Annotated in this window: 18 protein-coding genes; 8 read left to right on the top strand and 10 right to left on the bottom strand. The window is 32.6% G+C overall.

Going from position 1 to position 19,099, the window contains the following annotated elements:
* Positions 1-19: 19 nt before the first annotated feature.
* The 4 genes from NNH57_RS10110 (at position 20) to NNH57_RS10125 (ending at position 5,570) form a co-directional block, all read left to right on the top strand.
* Positions 20-616 (top strand): TetR/AcrR family transcriptional regulator, encoded by a 597-nt coding sequence (locus tag NNH57_RS10110; protein ID WP_159099200.1) that lies wholly within the window; start codon positions 20-22, stop codon positions 614-616.
* Between the two features lie 273 nt (positions 617-889).
* Positions 890-3,277, top strand: coding sequence for an efflux RND transporter permease subunit (locus NNH57_RS10115; protein WP_074408964.1), 2,388 nt, complete (start codon positions 890-892; stop codon positions 3,275-3,277).
* A gap of 29 nt (positions 3,278-3,306) precedes the next feature.
* Entirely contained in the window at positions 3,307-4,080 is a 774-nt protein-coding gene (locus NNH57_RS10120) for an outer membrane lipoprotein-sorting protein (protein ID WP_074408965.1), read from the top strand.
* Between the two features lie 281 nt (positions 4,081-4,361).
* Positions 4,362-5,570, top strand: a complete 1,209-nt coding sequence (locus NNH57_RS10125) for a hypothetical protein (protein ID WP_108807718.1) — start codon at positions 4,362-4,364, stop codon at positions 5,568-5,570.
* 88 nt (positions 5,571-5,658) lie between these two features.
* Here the strand turns inward: NNH57_RS10125 and NNH57_RS10130 are convergent, their stop codons facing one another.
* The 7 genes from NNH57_RS10130 to NNH57_RS10160 form a co-directional block, all read right to left on the bottom strand.
* Positions 5,659-6,510, bottom strand: a complete 852-nt coding sequence (locus tag NNH57_RS10130; protein ID WP_074408967.1) for a M57 family metalloprotease — start codon at positions 6,508-6,510, stop codon at positions 5,659-5,661.
* Between the two features lie 548 nt (positions 6,511-7,058).
* The gene (locus tag NNH57_RS10135; protein WP_025666493.1) at positions 7,059-7,334 is read right to left on the bottom strand and encodes an ATP-dependent Clp protease adaptor ClpS; all 276 of its coding nucleotides are present in this window, start codon (positions 7,332-7,334) and stop codon (positions 7,059-7,061) included.
* A 62-nt stretch (positions 7,335-7,396) separates the two neighbouring features.
* Positions 7,397-8,236 (bottom strand): 50S ribosomal protein L11 methyltransferase, encoded by an 840-nt coding sequence (gene prmA, locus NNH57_RS10140; RefSeq protein ID WP_108807717.1) that lies wholly within the window; start codon positions 8,234-8,236, stop codon positions 7,397-7,399.
* A gap of 117 nt (positions 8,237-8,353) precedes the next feature.
* Positions 8,354-9,106 (bottom strand): triose-phosphate isomerase, encoded by a 753-nt coding sequence (gene tpiA, locus NNH57_RS10145; RefSeq protein WP_074408969.1) that lies wholly within the window; start codon positions 9,104-9,106, stop codon positions 8,354-8,356.
* 65 nt (positions 9,107-9,171) lie between these two features.
* Positions 9,172-10,245, bottom strand: coding sequence for an ABC transporter permease (locus tag NNH57_RS10150; RefSeq protein ID WP_074408970.1), 1,074 nt, complete (start codon positions 10,243-10,245; stop codon positions 9,172-9,174).
* A complete protein-coding gene (locus tag NNH57_RS10155; RefSeq protein WP_074408971.1) occupies positions 10,245-11,909 on the bottom strand; it encodes a BT_3928 family protein in 1,665 nt (554 codons plus the stop codon). Before NNH57_RS10155 ends, NNH57_RS10150 begins: the two co-directional genes overlap by 1 nt.
* 158 nt (positions 11,910-12,067) lie before the next feature.
* Positions 12,068-12,613: a DUF1599 domain-containing protein gene (locus NNH57_RS10160; RefSeq protein WP_074408972.1), complete on the bottom strand. Its 546-nt coding sequence runs from the start codon at positions 12,611-12,613 to the stop codon at positions 12,068-12,070.
* A 169-nt stretch (positions 12,614-12,782) separates the two neighbouring features.
* Here NNH57_RS10160 and folP point away from each other — a divergent pair, with 169 nt between their 5' ends.
* From folP to NNH57_RS10175, 3 genes are all read left to right on the top strand, one after another.
* The gene (gene folP, locus NNH57_RS10165; RefSeq protein ID WP_108807716.1) at positions 12,783-13,607 is read left to right on the top strand and encodes a dihydropteroate synthase; all 825 of its coding nucleotides are present in this window, start codon (positions 12,783-12,785) and stop codon (positions 13,605-13,607) included.
* A 212-nt stretch (positions 13,608-13,819) separates the two neighbouring features.
* On the top strand, positions 13,820-14,596 hold the full coding sequence (locus NNH57_RS10170) for a diadenylate cyclase (protein WP_074408974.1): 777 nt from the start codon (positions 13,820-13,822) through the stop codon (positions 14,594-14,596).
* Positions 14,596-15,381 carry a DUF3667 domain-containing protein gene (locus NNH57_RS10175; protein ID WP_108807715.1) on the top strand — a complete coding sequence of 262 codons (786 nt, stop codon included), beginning with the start codon at positions 14,596-14,598 and terminating at the stop codon, positions 15,379-15,381. Before NNH57_RS10170 ends, NNH57_RS10175 begins: the two co-directional genes overlap by 1 nt.
* A gap of 15 nt (positions 15,382-15,396) precedes the next feature.
* Here NNH57_RS10175 and NNH57_RS10180 read toward each other — a convergent pair whose 3' ends face one another.
* The gene (locus NNH57_RS10180) at positions 15,397-17,160 is read right to left on the bottom strand and encodes an ABC transporter ATP-binding protein (RefSeq protein ID WP_074408976.1); all 1,764 of its coding nucleotides are present in this window, start codon (positions 17,158-17,160) and stop codon (positions 15,397-15,399) included.
* Complete coding sequence (gene truA, locus NNH57_RS10185) at positions 17,161-17,907, bottom strand: tRNA pseudouridine(38-40) synthase TruA (RefSeq protein WP_108807714.1); 747 nt, start codon at positions 17,905-17,907, stop codon at positions 17,161-17,163.
* 178 nt (positions 17,908-18,085) lie between these two features.
* On the opposite strand from truA, the gene NNH57_RS10190 reads away from it, so the two are divergent.
* Complete coding sequence (locus tag NNH57_RS10190; protein ID WP_074408978.1) at positions 18,086-18,580, top strand: metallophosphoesterase family protein; 495 nt, start codon at positions 18,086-18,088, stop codon at positions 18,578-18,580.
* A 57-nt stretch (positions 18,581-18,637) separates the two neighbouring features.
* Here NNH57_RS10190 and NNH57_RS10195 read toward each other — a convergent pair whose 3' ends face one another.
* A complete protein-coding gene (locus NNH57_RS10195) occupies positions 18,638-19,048 on the bottom strand; it encodes a DUF4293 domain-containing protein (protein ID WP_034243903.1) in 411 nt (136 codons plus the stop codon).
* Positions 19,049-19,099 lie beyond the last annotated feature (51 nt).

Consider the following 19,099-nt stretch of genomic DNA (forward strand, 5'->3'; position numbering starts at 1 on the left):
TCGTCCCAAAATGAAAATAATGTCGAAAACCATAAAACATGAGATCAAAGCCGATTACCTTTTAGAAAAAGGGATGGAAATCATTTGGTCTAAAGGTTACAATGGTACTAGTGTAAATGACATTGTTAAGGCAGCTGATGTTCCTAAAGGTTCTTTTTACTTCTATTTTGATAGTAAAGAAGATTTTGCAATTAAGGCTTTGGACAAGTATTTTACAACGCAGGTTACTCCTGCTTTAGTGATTTTACGTGACAAATCATTTTCTGCAAAACAACGTCTGATTAATTTTTATGAATATAGAATTGAAGTAGTAAAAAAAGAATTAGAATGCAAAAATGGATGTATGGCTTGTAATCTAAGTAATGAAATGGCCGAACATAATGAAAACATACGAGAGGCTGTCTTAGAAAAACATGATACAATAAAGACAGAAATTATTAAAGTTGCCATAGAAGCTCAAAAACAAGGAGAAATAGATGCTTCGATTGATGTTGCAAACATGGTAGATTTTATTGAAGATGCTGGTAAAGGAGCAATGACAAGTATGAAAGAGACCCAAAGTGCTTATCCAATGGATAATGTAATGAATATGACCAGGCAGTTATTTTTAAAATAATTTTTTTTGATATATATATATATAGACGACCGGTCAATTGTTAATATTTAAATAATCCTATAATATGATGTAAACCATAATTTAGTAAATCAAACAACAAATAATAGTCGACTGGTCAATTATAAAACTTAAATGTTTTAAAAAAAAATTATCAAAGACCATGTCCTAATATCAATATCCGAATCGTCTAAACATAAAAACTCATAATAATCTGTACCATATCATCTTGTACCATATCACAAGTCGACTGGTCAACTAACAACTAATAATTATATGAATGCACTAAAAAAAGCAGGTAACGCTACCAATGCGTTTGCAAAGAAATGGGCAGAATTTGTAATCAAATTCAAATGGCCTGTATTAATTTCCACATTAGTCATTGCAATGGGGCTTGGTTCACAAGGTAATATGGAATTTGATGGTGATTATCACGTATTTTTCAGTGAATCTAACCCAGAGCTTGAAGCTTTTGACGCCTTGCAGGATAAATACACCAAGGATGACAATATTGTTATTGTACTCTCTCCTTCTAATGGCGATATATTTACAAAAGAGAACCTAATTGCTATTGAAGAACTTACAGCCGAAGCTTGGAACACTCCCTACTCTTCTCGTGTAGATGCAGTAACAAATTTTCAGCATACGAGTGCCCAGGGTGATGATTTATACGTAGACGATCTATCGTATGAATCTGCTTCTAAAACTGATTCAGAAATTAAAGCGATTAAAGAAAAAGCATTAAAAGAACCTCTTTTGGTAAATCGTCTGCTTAATGAAAAAGGGAGTGTTACTGCAATTAATGTAACAGTACGACTCCCAGGAAAAGATAGTGCCAAGGAGATACCAGAAGTGACTGCTTTTGTTAGAAAATCAATTTCTGATTTTCAAGAAAAATATCCAAATTTTCAGATACACTCATCGGGATTAGTACCTCTTAATACTGCTTTCTTCGAATCTTCGATGAGAGATATGATGTTAACCCTGATTATGTTGGTTATTGTAATCTTAACTACACTCATTCTTACCAGAAACTTTTTTAGCACTCTAGCTACGTTAATTGTTGTACTATTTTCTATTATGAGTGCAATTGGTTTTGTAGGGATTATGGGAATTAAGCTCACTCCGCCATCTTCTGTTTTTCCTACAATGATATTAACTTTGGCTGTGGCAGATAGTATTCATATCCTGATTACTATGCTTCAAAAAATGCGTAAAGATGGATATACAAAAAAGGAGGCTCTTGTCGAATCTATGCGTCTTAACTTCATGCCGGTTTTCATCACTAGTTTAACTACGGTTATAGGTTTCTTAACCATGAATTTTGGGGATGTACCTCCGTTTTGGGATCTAGGAAATATTACCGCTTTTGGAATGACAATGGCCTTTTTCTATTCTACTACAGCATTACCAGCACTTATGGCGATTCTTCCTGTAAAGGTGAAAGAAAAAAAAGGCATTCTTATAGAAAAGTCGAGCTGGTATACTAATCTTGGACATTTTGTAGCAAAACAACCTACAAAACTTGCAATAATCTCTATAATAGTAATTGGTGCCTTTACATTTCTGGCTACCAAAAATCGATTTAATGATGAGTTCATCAACTATTTTGATGAAACAGTACAATTTAGAAGTGATACTGATTATATAAGCGAAAACTTAACCGGAATTTATAATGTTGAATTTTCTGTTGGAAGTGGAGAAAGCGGAGGAATCAATAACCCAGAGTATCTTAAAAAATTAAATGATTTTGAAGATTGGCTTAACGAACAACCTGAAGTGATTCATGTAAACGCATTTAGTGAGGTTGCCAGAAGAGTAAACCGATCAATGCATGGAGATAATGAATCATATTATAGGGTTCCTAATAGTCGTGAAGAAGCAGCACAGTATTTATTGCTATACGAACTTTCTTTACCATTTGGATTAGATCTTAATAATCAAATTAATGTAGATAAATCTGAAAGTCGGGTTACTATAACACTTCAGAATATCTCTAGTGCCGAGATGATTGCTTTTTCAAAAAGAGCCGAAAAATGGTTACAGGACAATACCCCAAAACCTATGCATACTATTGGAGTAAGCCCAACACTTATGTTTTCTAAATTAGGCTTTAGACAAGCAGATAGCATGCTTAAAGGAAATATAATTGCGCTAATATTGATCTCTCTGGTATTAATGTTCGCGCTAAGAAACTTTAAACTTGGTCTTCTAAGTATCATTCCTAATGTTACTCCGGTTTTTATCGGGTTTGGATTTTGGGCAATGTACAAAGCTCAGATTAATACAGGAATGGTTATCGTTTTTGGGATGACTCTAGGGATAATAGTAGATGATACTGTACATTTTATGAGTAAATTCTTAAGAGCTCGCAGAGAATTAGGCTATGATGCTAGGCAAGCGGTTATCTACGCGTTTGAAACCGTTGGAAAAGCATTAGTAACTACTACAGTGGTACTCCTGGCTGGGTTTGCTGTACTATCCACCTCATCATTCGCTTTAAATAGCTATATGGCGAGAATTACGGTTATTATTATTCTGTCGGCCTTAATCATCGACTTTATATTACTGCCTGCTCTACTAATTCTTATTAGTAAAAAAGATAAGGTTACTACAGAAACACCAGTAAAAGAATTAGAACCACAAATGCAACTTGATAAATAATAAATAAAAACAATAAAGAATCTATTACTATGAGAACATTAATTTTAGCTGGACTTGCAGTACTAAGTACTATAACTTTAACAGCACAAAATGCAGAAGAACGAGGTTTGCAAATTGCCAAAGCAGCAGATCAGGCAGATCAAGGTTTCAATAGTTCTATTGTAAACCTAAAAATGACCCTAAAAAATAAAAATGGGCAAACCAGTGAACGGTTATTAATTACCCGAACTTTAGAACAAACAACAGACGGAGATAAATCACTGATTGTTTTTAATAGTCCAAAAGATGTGAAAGGAACCTCGACATTAACTTTTACTCACAAAATTGGAGCAGATGACCAATGGCTTTTCTTACCTTCAATCAAAAGAGTAAAAAGAATATCTTCTAATAATAAATCCGGCCCTTTTGTAGGTAGTGAGTTTGCATACGAAGATCTTTCTTCGCAAGAAGTAGAAAAATACGGTTATAAATTTCTGGAAGAAAAAGGAAATTTATTGATGGTAGAACAAGATCCGGTTGATCCAAAATCTGGTTACACAAGAAGAATTGTTACTTACAATAAAGACAAAGGATATCGAATAGAAAGGGTCGAATTCTATGATCGTAAAAACTCACTACTCAAAACACTTACTTATGGTGATTATAAATTATATAAAGGAAAATTCTGGAGAGCATTAACTCTTCATATGGTAAATCACCAAAGTAATAAAGAAACCGTATTAAAATTTAGTGATTATAATTTTGAAGCAGCACTTGCCGATGAAGATTTTACTCAAGTTGCTCTAAAACGGGCTGGACAATAAATATAAATAAATGAAAAACACTAGACTCAGTTTGTGTGATATCTAATAGTAGTTCTTTTGGTTACTTTACTGAATCTTTATTGTTATCCCAATCTGGTCTTGTGTTTTTCCTTATACAAAATAAGCTATAGTGATACCAATCTTTTTTAGCTTTTGCTTAATCAGATCGTATTACGAATATCAAAACCCGTTTTTTATTGCTTTACTTTTTATCATCCATATTAGAACATTAATCACAGTTCTTAATCTGGTTAAAGGCCAGAAAATAAAAAAACGAATACATGAAGATTAAATCTATCTATTACATAATTCTACTACTATGCATTGGCAATACAATATATGCTCAAAATGAAAAAGCTAAAAAGGTAAACCACGATTTTGAGTTAGAATTAGAAGGAGAATATCGCTATTTCTATGATAATGCTCTTTTTGAAGATCAGGAAGATCATTTTCCTTCTCTAGCGATACGACCAGAATATAAAGCTGAATGGAATGCCGGATATGAAAGCATCAACTTTAAAGGTTTTTTTAGACTAGATGTTGATGATGAACGAACGCATTGGGATATCCGAGAACTTTATTATCAAAAAGCTAAAAAAAACTGGGAATTTAATCTTGGACTCAAAAAAGTCTATTGGGGTGTAGCCGAAAGCAATCATTTGGTTGATATTATTAATCAAACCGATGCTGTTGAAACTTTTGATGGAGAAGAAAAATTGGGCCAACCCATGGCTCAGTTTACATGGATTACCGAAAAATTTGGAACTTTTGATTTCTTTTATCTCCCTTATCATCGTAAACGCACTTTCTCTGGTAAAAAAGGAAGATTACGGTTCCCGGTAGTAATTGATAAAGATGACCTGAATTACGAAAGTAGCGCAAAAGAATGGAGACAGGATGTTGCCATTCGCTGGAAACACTATTTTGATATTTTTGATATTGGTATCTCTCATTTTTATGGAACCGGTAGAGAGCCTCTTTTTGTATTTGATACTACAGGAAATATCAACGCTTTTTATCCCGTAATACATCAAACCGGTCTAGATTTGCAAATTACCCATGATGCTTTTTTATGGAAACTAGAATCTATTTATCGTCATGCAGATGCTCAGAATTTCTTTGCTATGGTAGCCGGCCTCGAATATACATTCTCTAATATTGATGGAAATGGACTTGATATCGGAGTTCTAGGAGAGTATTTATATGATGAGCGAGACGAACTGGCACTAAACGCATTACAAAATGATGTGTTTTTCGGAAGTCGTATTGCTTTTAATGATACCCAGGATACATCAATACTAATCGGGGGAATTACGGATCTAGAATCTAGCACTACTATTTTTAGCCTCGAAGCTTCAAGGCGTTTTGGTAGTAGCTGGACTGCAGCAATTGAAGCCCGTATTTTTAATGAAATTGATGATAGTGAATTGATCTTATCAAATTTTAGAGAAGATAGTTTTTTTAGAATCTCTATTTCTAAATATTTTTAAAAAGACAAAAACCATATAAATGAAAAAGCCATCCCTAGTTAACAGGATGGCTTTAATAAAAAGTTCAAAGCTTATCTATAACTAATTCTTAGTACAGGTAGTTTAAAGCAGTTCTATCTCTGTTACTAAACTCTCCATCTTCACTTCCATCAAAACAAGAGATCATAATAGAATCTGTATCTAAACCACTTTGTCCCCACTGATTAGCAGTTGGAGTCCCAGGAATATGGATAGCTCCTATACCAGCAGATCCTTCATTACTATTATCACATCTTCTTCGAGCATAATCAGTATGTCTGAATCCTAAACAGTGTCCCATTTCATGACCCATTAAATGCTCCATAGCATTATTACTTAAACTGTTACTACCTGCATTAATCTGAATCCACTTATATGGTCTTCCTCCACTAGGAAAACCTGCAGATCCTCCTGCACCCGAAGAACCATTATTATATACTACCATATCAGCACTGGTAGATGCAGCAAAAGATAGACTGAAACTTAGTGTATTATTTAATGCATTATAATTGTTAACAGCCCACTGAAGTCCTGTACGCATTTTACTGGTTAAAGCATATCCAGATCCTGTATACCCGATAATGCTAATATTTCTATTACCACTAGATACAAGATTATTTGTTCTGTATTGCTTGTTACCATTTTCTATTTCTGCCAGTTTTTGTTCTGCCAATTTATTAATTGCCAAAATAAGATCGCTAGATTGTATAGCTTCTTCTACTGACCCATCTGGATGTTTTACCGTCACATATTCAGCTCCAGTAGCATTCACTCCTGCATCATGTAATGCCTGAATGTGAGCTTTTGAAACTTGTTCTGTAACAGCTTCTGGTTGTGTCTCGTTAGAAACTTCTTTTTTTTCACAAGATGTTGTAAATCCTGCAACGATAGCGCAAAGCGCTAATACTTTGATTTTTTTCATTTTAATTAAGTTGAATTTGTGTAGTTATTAAAAACTAAAAATAGAGTAGTTATGCCCTATTTTAAATACAATTATGTAGAAAGCTTTGAACTTTTCTAAATTTTTGCGGTTTGAAGATATGATATTTTTTCGGAAAAATTAGTTAATTTTTTAAACTATTTATTACAAATACGGTAAAACCGTAAGATTCTTCTAATAAAAATACAAAAAAAGCAATTTTTAAATAACACAAAAAATCGATCAAATGCACAATTCTTATACTTTCTTAATATGTTAACAAGGTGTTAAAACAAGAGATGAATAGGGATGTTAAAGAAAACTTAATTAAATATCAGAAGCACGAGGTGAAGAAAGTTTTTTCCTACATATCATAAAGTTTAAATTTAAAAAAATAGTGTTTTAAATATTTAACAAAAATTAAAAAAACATATTCATATAAAACAACTTTAGTATCTAATTTATTCTTAGTGACACAATTTAAGGCATAAAAAAAGTCCATAATATGGACTTATGATGTTATAAAACGAAAAATTTTAATCTATATTCGATCACACAATCTCTGCACTAAGACCTGCATCTAATAATTTAGAACACCGTGGTACTAATTCTTCATAAACACCTGTTTTTACAGTACATTTCCCTTTATAGTGCACTAACATAGCACATTGCTCTGCTTGTACCGGTGTATGTTCACAAGTATAAATAAGAGTTTCTATAACATGATCAAATGTATTTACATCATCATTATACAAAACAATCTCGTTATTGCTTTGGTCAACAGATTTTTCTAAAACTTCTTCTAAAACTTTCTCCTGGGTACTCATAAGGGGGTAATTGTTTTATGCAAATATAATAACTTAGAGTATTATATGCATTAATTAAAAGATTATTTTAACTCATAAGACGCTGCTATCCAATTATTTCTATTGAAATTTTCTATAAAATCAAGATGATTCTTTGTACATTCTTTTGTAATCATATCTAAATCTTCTTTATAAAAACCACTTAAAAATAATTTACCCTTGGAGTTTAAGGATTTTACATATTGTTGAATATCATTTAGTAATATATTGCGATTGATATTAGCAATAATAACATCATAGCTTTTTCCTGATAAAAGTGAGGCATCACCCTCATACGCAGTAATATCTTCGCAATTATTACGCTCTACGTTTTCTACAGTATTTAAATAACACCAATTATCAATATCAATAGCATCTGTAGGTCCGGCACCTCTCATTTTAGCGAGAATTGCCAAAACCCCAGTACCGCATCCCATATCTAATACTGTTTTATCATTTAGGTCTGTTTTCAAAATATGTTGGATCATCATATGTGTAGTCTCATGATGCCCTGTACCAAAAGACATTTTGGGTTCGATAATAATATCATATTTTGTATTTGGTTTTTCATGAAAAGGCGCTCTTACACTACAAGTATCATCTACAACAATGGGATTAAAGTTCTTTTCCCATTCTTTATTCCAGTTTATTTGCTCTATTTCTTCAATGGTATATTCTATGTCAAATTCTCCAGAATTTAATACATAAACCCCTTCCAAAATATTCTCTTCCCAATCTATACTTTGAATAAAAGCATTAACTCCGTTCTCGGTTTCTACAAAGCTTTCGAATCCAACATATCCCAATTCTGCAATTAATATTTCTGTAGCTGGTTGTAGTGGTGAGACCTTAAAATAATACCCAATGTATTTTGTATTTGACATACTAATCTTTAATTATTTTGCAAAGTTACTCTTTTACCTTAATGCTGGCATCAAAAGTAAGTCTAAAAAAAAGCACCCCATCTTGCCATGGAGTGCTTTTATACATTCTGTTAATTCTTAAATAGCATTTACTATTGCAGAAAAATTTTCTGCATCTAATGAAGCTCCTCCTATTAATCCTCCATCTACATCGGTTTTTGCAAAAATTTCCTGAGCATTATTAGGCTTTACACTTCCTCCATATAAAATAGAAACCTCATCAGCAGTTTCCTGATCATAAGTATTCGCTATGGTTTTTCTTATAAACGCGTGCATTTCCTGAGCTTGTTCTGGAGATGCAGTTTCTCCTGTTCCTATTGCCCAAACTGGTTCGTATGCAAGGATTACATTTTTCCAGTTTGCTTTATTAATATGAAAAAGACCATTTTTTAATTGCTGTTCTACAATAGAGAAATGATTATCACTTTTTCGATCTTGCAATTCTTCTCCAAAACAGAAAATTATAGTCATCTCATGTTGTAATGCTGTATTAACTTTATGAGCTAGTAATTGATCTGTTTCTCCAAAATAAGCTCTACGCTCACTATGTCCCAAAATTACAGTCTCTACTCCAATACTTTTAAGCATATCTGCAGAAATTTCTCCCGTATACGCGCCATTTTCTGCTTCATGCATATTTTGTGCAGCAACAGTAATTTCTGAGGATTTTAAAACTTCAGTTGCACTATACAGGTTAGTAAATGTAGGCGCTACAATAATTTCTGCTTCAGACGATGCCTTAAGTTTGGTTGTTAACTCAGATAGCAATGTCTTGGTTTCTGCCAGATTCTTATTCATTTTCCAGTTTCCGGCTACAATTTTTTTTCTCATTAATTTAAAATTTATGTTTTTGGTTAATAGTGTGGTTATATATTACATTAGGAGTTATTAATAACTCAAACCCTAATTCTGGGGTCAAGCCATCCATATATAATATCGACAAATATATTGATTAGTATAAACATGGTAGCAATCACCAATACAGCTCCCATTATGACAGGAAGATCCAACGTATTTAGAGCATCTACAATCTCTTTACCTAATCCGTTCCATCCAAATATATATTCTACAAATACTGCTCCAGCCAGCATAGATGCAAACCATCCCGAAATTGCAGTAACAACTGGGTTTAATGAGTTTTTTAATGCATGTTTTCTTATCACCTGAAACATCGAAAGCCCTTTTGCCTTTGCCGTGCGAATATAATCCTGCCCCATCACCTCGAGTAATGAATTACGCATGAGTTGAGAAACAACAGCAAGTGGTCGAATCCCCAATACTATTGCAGGAAGAATTAGGTTTTTCCATTGGATATAACTCCCTTCTCCAAAATCATCGACTTCATATAAACTACCTGTCATATTTAAATTGGTAAATTCTTGTAACACATATCCAAACAACCAGGCAAAAATAATTGCACTAAAAAAAGAAGGAACACTCATTCCTAAAGTACTTAACAATTGAATCATTTTATCCGGCCATTGGTCCTTGGTCAAGGCACCTATAATTCCCAATAAAATCCCTATAATGATGGCAATACATATAGCAGAGATTGCCAAAACCGCTGTATTGGGTAACGTTTCTTTAATTACCTCACTTACTTTTTTACCACTTTTTTGAAAAGATTCTCTTAAATATGGAAATTTAAGTATTGTAGCAACATCACCTATCTTAAATAACTGGTTCCCGTTATATTTTTTAGTGTCGAAATATGAAAAATGATCAGGATTTGTACTGTGAAATGATATAGGAGAAAGGTCATTTATATAATATAAATATTGCTTTGATAATGGCTTATCAAAACCATATTTCTTCCTCACATTTTTTAACTGTTCTTCGGTCTCATTTTGCCCGAGCATCATCTGAGCAGGATCACCGGGAAGAATTGTAAATAATAAAAAAATAACAGTCACCACTCCCAATAAAGTAAGCAAAGCATATCCTATTTTACTGATGAGATACCCTGCCATTATTGATTAGAGTTTTCTTTTATTTTTTTTACTTCTTCTAATGTATACATTTTGTAAGGAACACCTAAGAGGCGTTCGCTATATTCTTCTATTGTTTCAGTAAAACCAGCTTCTTTTCTTCTTTCATTTACAGATTCTGGATCTTTAATTGGCCATATCAAAGGAATTGGTGTTTTGCTATTAGAATTTAACGTCATTCCTTGTGTACCATAAATCTGCTCTAATTCTTGCTGCATTAGGTGCCGATCTTCCATCATTGCTACCGATGCCATATCCAGCTCTCCTTTTTCTCCAGCTTCTTTTATAAGAGGTAAATATACTCCTATCTTATCTGAATGCTGAATTACTAACCAAGCCGCTATATTTGTCCCTTCGCCAACCAAAGTTTTACCAGGATACCCATACTTTTTAAAAACTTCTTCTATAAATATTGTATTGGTACTATCTATTATTTTTTGTTCTTCCCAGGAAATTTCTCCAGAACTTCTTCCGTCCTGATCCAACTTCATAATACTATCTAACTGTGCTTTTAGCAGTACATTAATCTTAGGTTTCGAAGGTTCTACTTTTTCCAGGTTAAGTTTCTCTGCATCATTCCAGTGTAACTTTTTTACTATAGTCCCCTTTTTAAGTTTTACAATCCCAGGGTTAGATCGTAATATGGTTTTTAAGGCTGTTTCGTCTGTAGTATAAAATTCAAAATCAAGACCATATTGTTGTTGTACCTGCGCTATATCTTTTGGTGTAGAAGCGGTAAGACCTATCACATCATATCCTTGAGATATCGCTTTATTGGTTATTTCTTTAACTGCATAAAAGCCTTCTGCTTCACTTTTAGATAAGTTATACCCTACTATTAATATCAGGTTTTCTTTTTCGAGAAATTCTGCTGTATAATCCGTATCATTTTTTTCTATTGCAAAGTCATGAATTGGAGGTTCATATCCTTCGTCTACTGTTTCGGTTTCAACTTCGATAAATTTACCATCTACTTTGGGATAATCTCCACTTGTGGTAATAATTTTCTCCTCTCCGTTAACATTAAATTTCCAGTGATAAGCAAACTCTGCTTTTGGGGCTCCTTCTGGTATTTCCATCCCTTCCTGAATATTAACTCCTTCTTTATATGCTCTAAAATCAAAAGCTGGTAAATGCATTAAAACATAATACGCAAAGGCTAAACAAGCCGTAAAAGTTGCAAAAACAACCCATTTATGTACTGCAAGAGGTTTAATCGGTGTTATATACTTTCTTCCAAAGAACAATATCAATATTAAAACCAGTAAAATTACATCTTTGGTAAAGGATTCCCAGGGAGTTAATGGTAATGCATCACCAAAACATCCGCAATCTGTAACTTTATTAAAATACGCCGAATAAAAGGTAAGAAACGTAAAAAAGGCAATCATTAATAACAATGACCATACTGTAAATTTTGGCAAATATCCCAATAACAATGTAATACCTAATACGATTTCAAAAATCACCAAAAAAATCGCTATTAATAAAGCAAAGGGAATTAAAAATTCTAAGTTCAGTACACCTTCACCAAAATATTCCTGAAGCTTGTATGAAAACCCAACAGGGTCATTAAGCTTTATAAACCCTGAAAACAGAAAAAGTGCTGCTACAAATATTCTTGAGAAAGAAACCAATATTTTCATCTACGTATATATTTATTTTTTCAAAAAGCCAATAGAACTAATGTAACACCTATTTTGATTACCTGTTCTTTATATATTAACTATAATATTTTAGTATAATTTGCACAAGATAATATGATTAATTCTTGTTCCTTTTAGTTTAACAGTATTTTATATATCTATTTATTTGCCTCTCCTAAATGAATCATAGCAAATACCGCATAATTAATCATATCCTGGTAGTTTGCATCGATACCCTCGCTTACCAACGTTTTTCCTTTATTATCTTCTATTTGTTTTACCCTAAGTAATTTCTGAATAATAAGATCTGTAAGAGAACTCACTCGTAAATCACGCCAGGCTTCTCCATAATCATGATTTTTATTCATCATTAATTCCTTGGTAATTCTAATATGCTTATCATACAACATAACTGCCTCTTCTGAAGACAAATCGGGTTGTTCTGCAACTCCTTTCTCTAGTTGTATCAAAGCCATTAAACAATAATTAATAATCCCTATAAATTCTGAAACTTCACCTTCATTTACCTTGCGTACTTCATTTTCCTGAAGGCTTCTAATTCGTTGTGCTTTAATAAAAACCTGATCGGTTAAGGATGGTAATCTTAGAATTCTCCACGCACTGCCATAATCTATCATCTTTTGATTAAATAGATCTCGGCAATTACTAATTATGGTATCATATTGTGTGGATGTATCTTGCATAAAACTGTTGAATTTTGCGTAAATTTCGCTTTAATATGGGAATTAAAAAAATCATAGTTAAAGTTTAAAAGTAAAAAACACGAAATGTGACCTCACAATTTTATAAATTCCAACCAAAATATAGGCTTGCCCCTTAAAACAATAATCATAAACAAATGAAATCTCAAAAATGACAATCAATTGTAAAGGCTCATTAATCGATTTATCTACTCCAAAAGTAATGGGTATCCTTAACCTAACTCCTGATTCTTTTTATGATGGAGGGAAATATAAAAATGAAAACGAGATATTAAAACAAACAGAGCAAATGCTTATCGAAGGTGCTTCTTTTATTGATTTAGGAGCCTATTCCTCAAGACCAGAAGCAGATCATATTTCTATTGAAGAAGAAGAAAAAAGAATCCTGCCTATAGTATCATTGTTGGTTAATGAGTTTCCTGAAATCTTATTATCTATTGATACATTTAGAAGTGAAATTGCAAAAGCATGTATTGAAGCTGGAGCTGCATTAATTAATGATATTTCTGCCGGAAACTTGGATAAAAACATGATCTCAACAGTTGGTATATTAGGAGTCCCATACATCATGATGCACATGAAAGGAACCCCGAAAACCATGAAATCATTAAATAAATATGATAATCTAATTCATGAAATGAATATATATTTTGCAGAAAAAATTGCGGAAGCAAAAAAACATGGTGTGAATGATATGATTATTGATCCTGGGTTTGGTTTTGCTAAAGACACTCATCAGAATTTCGATCTTTTAAAAAATCTAAAACTCTTAGAGGTACATAATTTACCTATACTAGCTGGGGTTTCTCGAAAATCAATGATATACAAAACACTAAATAGTACTCCGCAAGAAGCACTAAATGGCACTACATCTCTTAACACTATTGCCTTGCTTAACGGAGCCTCTATCTTAAGAGTGCATGATGTTAAAGAAGCTGTAGAATGTGTTCATCTGGTAAGTGCTTATTCTAATTAGAAACTACCTACAAATGAATTTAACTTATCATTACTTTGAATACGCTGTTTTATACCGCTTTTCAAAACAAGGTCATAATTACTATATAAAACTAATTGGATCCCGATATACATCGGGATTAGTTCAACCAGTTATTTTGAATACGCTGTTTTATACCGCTTTTCAAAACAAGGTTTCACTAATTTTTCTATTTTTACAAAAACACCAGACATTTGGACTTAATAAACCTAAGAATATTAGATATACTTGATATTGTACTTGTTGCCTTATTATTGTACTATATCTATAAGTTAGTTAAAGGTACTGCAGCTATCAATATTTTTATAGGAATAGTTATGATTTATCTAGTATGGAAACTTACGCAATTCCTTGCTATGGAAATGTTGAGTAGCGTTTTGGGTGAATTTATTGGTGTTGGAATGTTTGCCCTAATTGTAGTTTTTCAGCAAGAAATACGAAAATTCCTTTTAATGATTGGTTCTACTAATTTTGGAAGAAGGCGTAAATTTCTCAGGCAATTAAAATTTATTAGAGATGCACCCGAAGATAGTGTTACCAATGTTACCGCTATTGTAACTGCTTGTAGTGAAATGGCAAAAACTCATACCGGGGCACTTATTGTTATTAAAAGAAATACATCTCTGGATTTTGTTAAAACATCGGGAGATACTATGGATGTTCTTGTAAATACTCCTATAATCGAAAGCATTTTTTATAAAAACAGCCCTCTTCATGATGGGGCCATGATTATAGAAGACAATAGCATAGTAGCTACCCGAGTCATTTTACCAGTTACCAATGATAATAATATGCCTTTACGTTTTGGACTAAGACATCGTGCTGCTGTAGGTATTAGTGAAAAAACCGATGCTTTAGCTTTAGTAGTAAGTGAAGAGACTGGCAAATTATCATATATCAAAAATGGGGAATTTGTGATATTTAAAACAGAAGAAGAATTAATAGATAAAATAAAAAGGGATTTAGTTTAATGAATAATTTAATTACTATTACCAATTGCAAAAATTGTGGCCAACAAATTGAAAGTCATAATTTTTGTCCCGATTGCGGTGCAAAAAAGATTACAAAACGAATTACTTTTAAAAATCTGATTTCAGAATTTGTTGATCGTTTTCTTAATTTGGATAATTCATTTATTAAAACATTTACTCATTTATTCACAAAACCAGAAGAAGTAATCGATGGCTATATCCATGGGCTTAGAAAACGATATGTAAATGCTTTTGGATATTTTGCTATTACCATAACAATTACAGGAGTTTATTCTTTTATAGTAAAAGATAGGTTAAAAGAAATTATGCAGTTTGGTGATAATTTCACTGCACAGCAAGCTGAAATACAAAGCTCGATATTTGACACCACTACGCAATACCAGTCTATGCTAAGTTTTTTAATGATTCCTTTACTAGCTTTATTATCCCGACTGGTCTTTTTAAATTATAAAAAATATAATTTAACAGAGCATTTTGTAATCTACCTATATGGTTACTCTCATATTGTAGGGGTTATGACGCTCGTTTTACTACCGTTAACATTTATGGTAGATAGTTTCATGATTGTAGGTTTGGTACAGTTCCCTATATATATATTTTATATGGCTTATGTTTTAAAGAGGCTTTATCAAATTAGTATAAAGAAAATCCTGATCAAAACACTATTGTTTCTTATCTACGGTGGAATACTATACGTTATTGTAGGGTTAGTAATTTTTTTACTAATGGTTCTATCGGGAAAAGTAGAAATCCCTACTAAATAAGAACAGCAAAACTTCTTACTCGGTTACATCTGCAAATTGTACTTCGTATAAATTTCTGTAATACCCATTTTCGATTTGGAGCAATTCATTATGATTACCTTGTTCTACAATTTTACCTTGATCCATTACAATAATTTTATCTGCTTTTTTAATAGTCGCTAATCGATGGGCAATAACAATAGAAGTTCTTCCTTTTGTAATTTTGTTTGTTGCGTTCTGAATCAATTGTTCACTATGCGAATCTATCGATGATGTAGCTTCATCTAACACCAAAATACCTGGATTAGTAACATACGCTCTTAAAAAAGAAATAAGCTGGCGTTGTCCCGAAGAAAGCATAGCGCCTCTTTCTTTTACATTATAGTTATACCCATCTGGAAGACTCATAATAAAATCATGAATCCCTATCTCTTTTGCAGCCTGACACACCTGTTCTTCTAAAATCTCTTCATTATTCAAAGTAATATTATTAAGAATCGTATCTGCAAATAAAAACACATCCTGGAGCACCACTGCAATATGGTTTCGCAATGATTTTAACTCAATAGTTTTAATATCGATATCGTCGATAGAAATCACTCCTCCACCTATTTCATAAAACCTGCTAAGCAAATTAATAATAGTAGATTTCCCCGCTCCTGTTGCTCCTACTATTGCTACAGTCTCTCCTGCTTCAACATTAAAAGAGATTCCTTTTAATACTTCTTCATTTTCGATATAGCTAAATCGTACATCATCAAATGTAATTTTACCTTTTATCTTTTCTAATAACTGCGTACCATTATTCTCAATTTTAGAATCTGTATCCAAAATGGCAAACACGCGATTGGCGGCCACCATTCCCATCTGTAGTGTATTAAATTTATCTGCTATCTGCCGTAAGGGTCTAAACAAAATTTGAGAGAGCTGGATAAATGCAATAACCAGTCCCAGAGTAACCTCATCTCCTTGTGCAGCTTTTAATCCTCCAAACCAAACAATCAATCCTATGGTTATAGAGCTGGACATCTCTGCAATAGGAAAAAATATAGAGTTATACCAAACAGTTTTTATCCAACCTTTTTTATGTTTTTCATTAATTTCTTTAAAATTAGAATATTCAATTTCTTCTCTTGTAAACAATTGAACGATCTTCATTCCTGTAATTCGTTCCTGTACAAATGAATTAAGATTAGAAACCTGGGTTCTTACTTCCTCAAAAGCTACTTTCATCTTTTGCTGAAAAATTCGCGTAGCATAGACAACCAGAGGCAACACAACAAATACCAGCAATGCAAGTTGCCAACTCTGGTAGAGCATATAACATAAAATTGCTAGCATTTTTAACAAATCACTTATAATCATAAACAACCCTTGACTAAAAATACTGGCTATAGTTTCGATATCACTTACAGCCCGAGTCACCAATCTACCTACAGCAGACTGATCATAATATTGTTTTTTAAAACCAAGCATATGCTCAAACAATTTCACTCTAATATCTCGAATTACTTCTTGCCCTAACCAGTTAGCAAAGTAGATAAACAAGAATTGGGTGATCACATCCAGAAACAAAACTCCCAGCATTAAGCAAATAAAATAAACCAATAGCTCGCCATCTTTAGGAATAATAGTTCTGTCTATTGTCTCTCTAAGTAAATAAGGATTAACAATAGACAAGATAGCCAACAAAATAGCCGAAAAACCTACAAAATAAAAAGTCAGTCGGTAAGGATTAGTATATGTAATCAACCGTCTGAAAAGTTTAAAATCAAAAGCTTTACCACTCTTTTCTGCCATCTATATTGTATATATTTTATTAGGATATTCTACAGCTGTTAAATAAAGCCCATGAGCAGGAACCGAATATCCGGCCTGACTCCGATCTTCACTTTTAATAATAGTTATTAAATCCTCATTATTTAATTTATGTTCTCCAATCTCGATAAGTGTCCCCACAATTGCTCTAACCATATTTCTAAGAAAACGATTGGCCGAAATCTTAAAAACTAATTGATCACCATGATTTTCCCAGGTTGCATTTGTGATTGTACAATTATACGTTTTTACATCGGTTTTGGACTTACTAAAACATTTAAAATTAGTATAGTTTAACAGTAATTTAGCAGCTTCATTCATTAAATCTATATCCAATGGTTTTTTAAAATAATAAGATTTATGAATACTAAAAGGGTCTTTTATTAATGTAATATAATACTCATACGACCTACTTACTGCATCAAACCTGGCATGAGCATTTTGGTGCACACGACATACATTCTGGATTGCAATTTCTGCCGGTAAAATTGCATTAAGTTTATATTTAAATTGCTCTGTATCTAATATATCTCTGCAATCAAAATGAGCCATAATTTGTTTTGCATGAACACCAGCATCTGTTCTTCCTGCTCCAACCACATCAATTTTATCGCGTAAAATAGTAGATAACGAATTCTCTAGAACTTCCTGCACAGAAATTGCATTAGGTTGTCGTTGCCATCCATGATATGGAGTTCCGTTATATGAAAGTTCTAAAAAATATTTCATTCTACTCGCATCTATTATTTTTAAAACAATTTCTTTACTTAGATTCTGTAGCTTATTTCAACAATATTATATTTTTGTATAAAAACTAAGCGCAAATATACTTTATAAAACAGAGATAGGGGCTATGGTTTAGTTCCTGTTTTTCTATTGTGCAATAACTCAATTTTATTATTCGATTTTGAAAAAAATACTTCTACTTAGCGATACCCATAGTTATATTGATTCCCGCATATTGCATTATGTTAATGAAGCCGACGAAATTTGGCATGCTGGGGATATTGGTGATCTTAAAGTGACCGATGCTATCGAAGCTTTAAAACCTCTTAAGGCCGTATACGGAAATATAGATGATGATAAAGCCCGGGCGACATATCCCTTACACCAAAGATTTAATTGCGAAGGAGTCTCTGTATGGATCACTCACATAGGAGGGTATCCTCCAAAATACAATATAAACACTCGAGATGAGATTAAATCAAACCCACCTCAATTATTTATCTGCGGTCATTCGCATATTCTAAAAGTAATACCTGATAAAAAAAATGGGGTATTACATATGAATCCCGGTGCAGCAGGCAAACATGGGTTTCACAAAGTAAGAACAATGCTCAGGTTTACACTAGATTCTGGTAATATCGAAAATCTGGAAGTCATCGAATTAGGAAAAAAATAAAACCCGGAGTTGGCATACTCCGGGTTTTAACGCACTAATACTACTAAGATTTTAGGTTTATCGTAATCGGTCTACAGATTTTACAAGATTCTCATCCTTTTTAATAGCCTTGTTGGCCATCACTAATAAAACGATAGAAATAACAGGAATGATCATCCCAATACCTTTCTCTGAAACCTGAGTTTCTCCAGATACCGTTAGTGACCAATAAACAAATACTCCTAGTAAAATAAAGTTTAATAAGATATTGATACGCCCCAATACAAATTGAAGCTTTCTATTTTTAAATAAAAAAATTGAAATCAGAGATAAAATCGCTGATCCCAAAAACATTCCTAAAAGAAATAATTCTCCTTTAGCATAAAGTGCTACACCATTAGCATCTATCCCATATGGTAAATACATACAAAGTCCTCCAGAAACTGCAGCAGCTAATAAAAGGTATATGGTTTGAATTCGTTGTAACATTAATTTTTTTCCTTAGAGAAAAGCAAAAATAAGAGTTTCTTTTTATAAATA

The sequence above is a fragment of the Aquimarina spinulae genome, from assembly GCF_943373825.1.
GTDB classification, from domain to species: Bacteria; Bacteroidota; Bacteroidia; order Flavobacteriales; family Flavobacteriaceae; genus Aquimarina; species Aquimarina spinulae.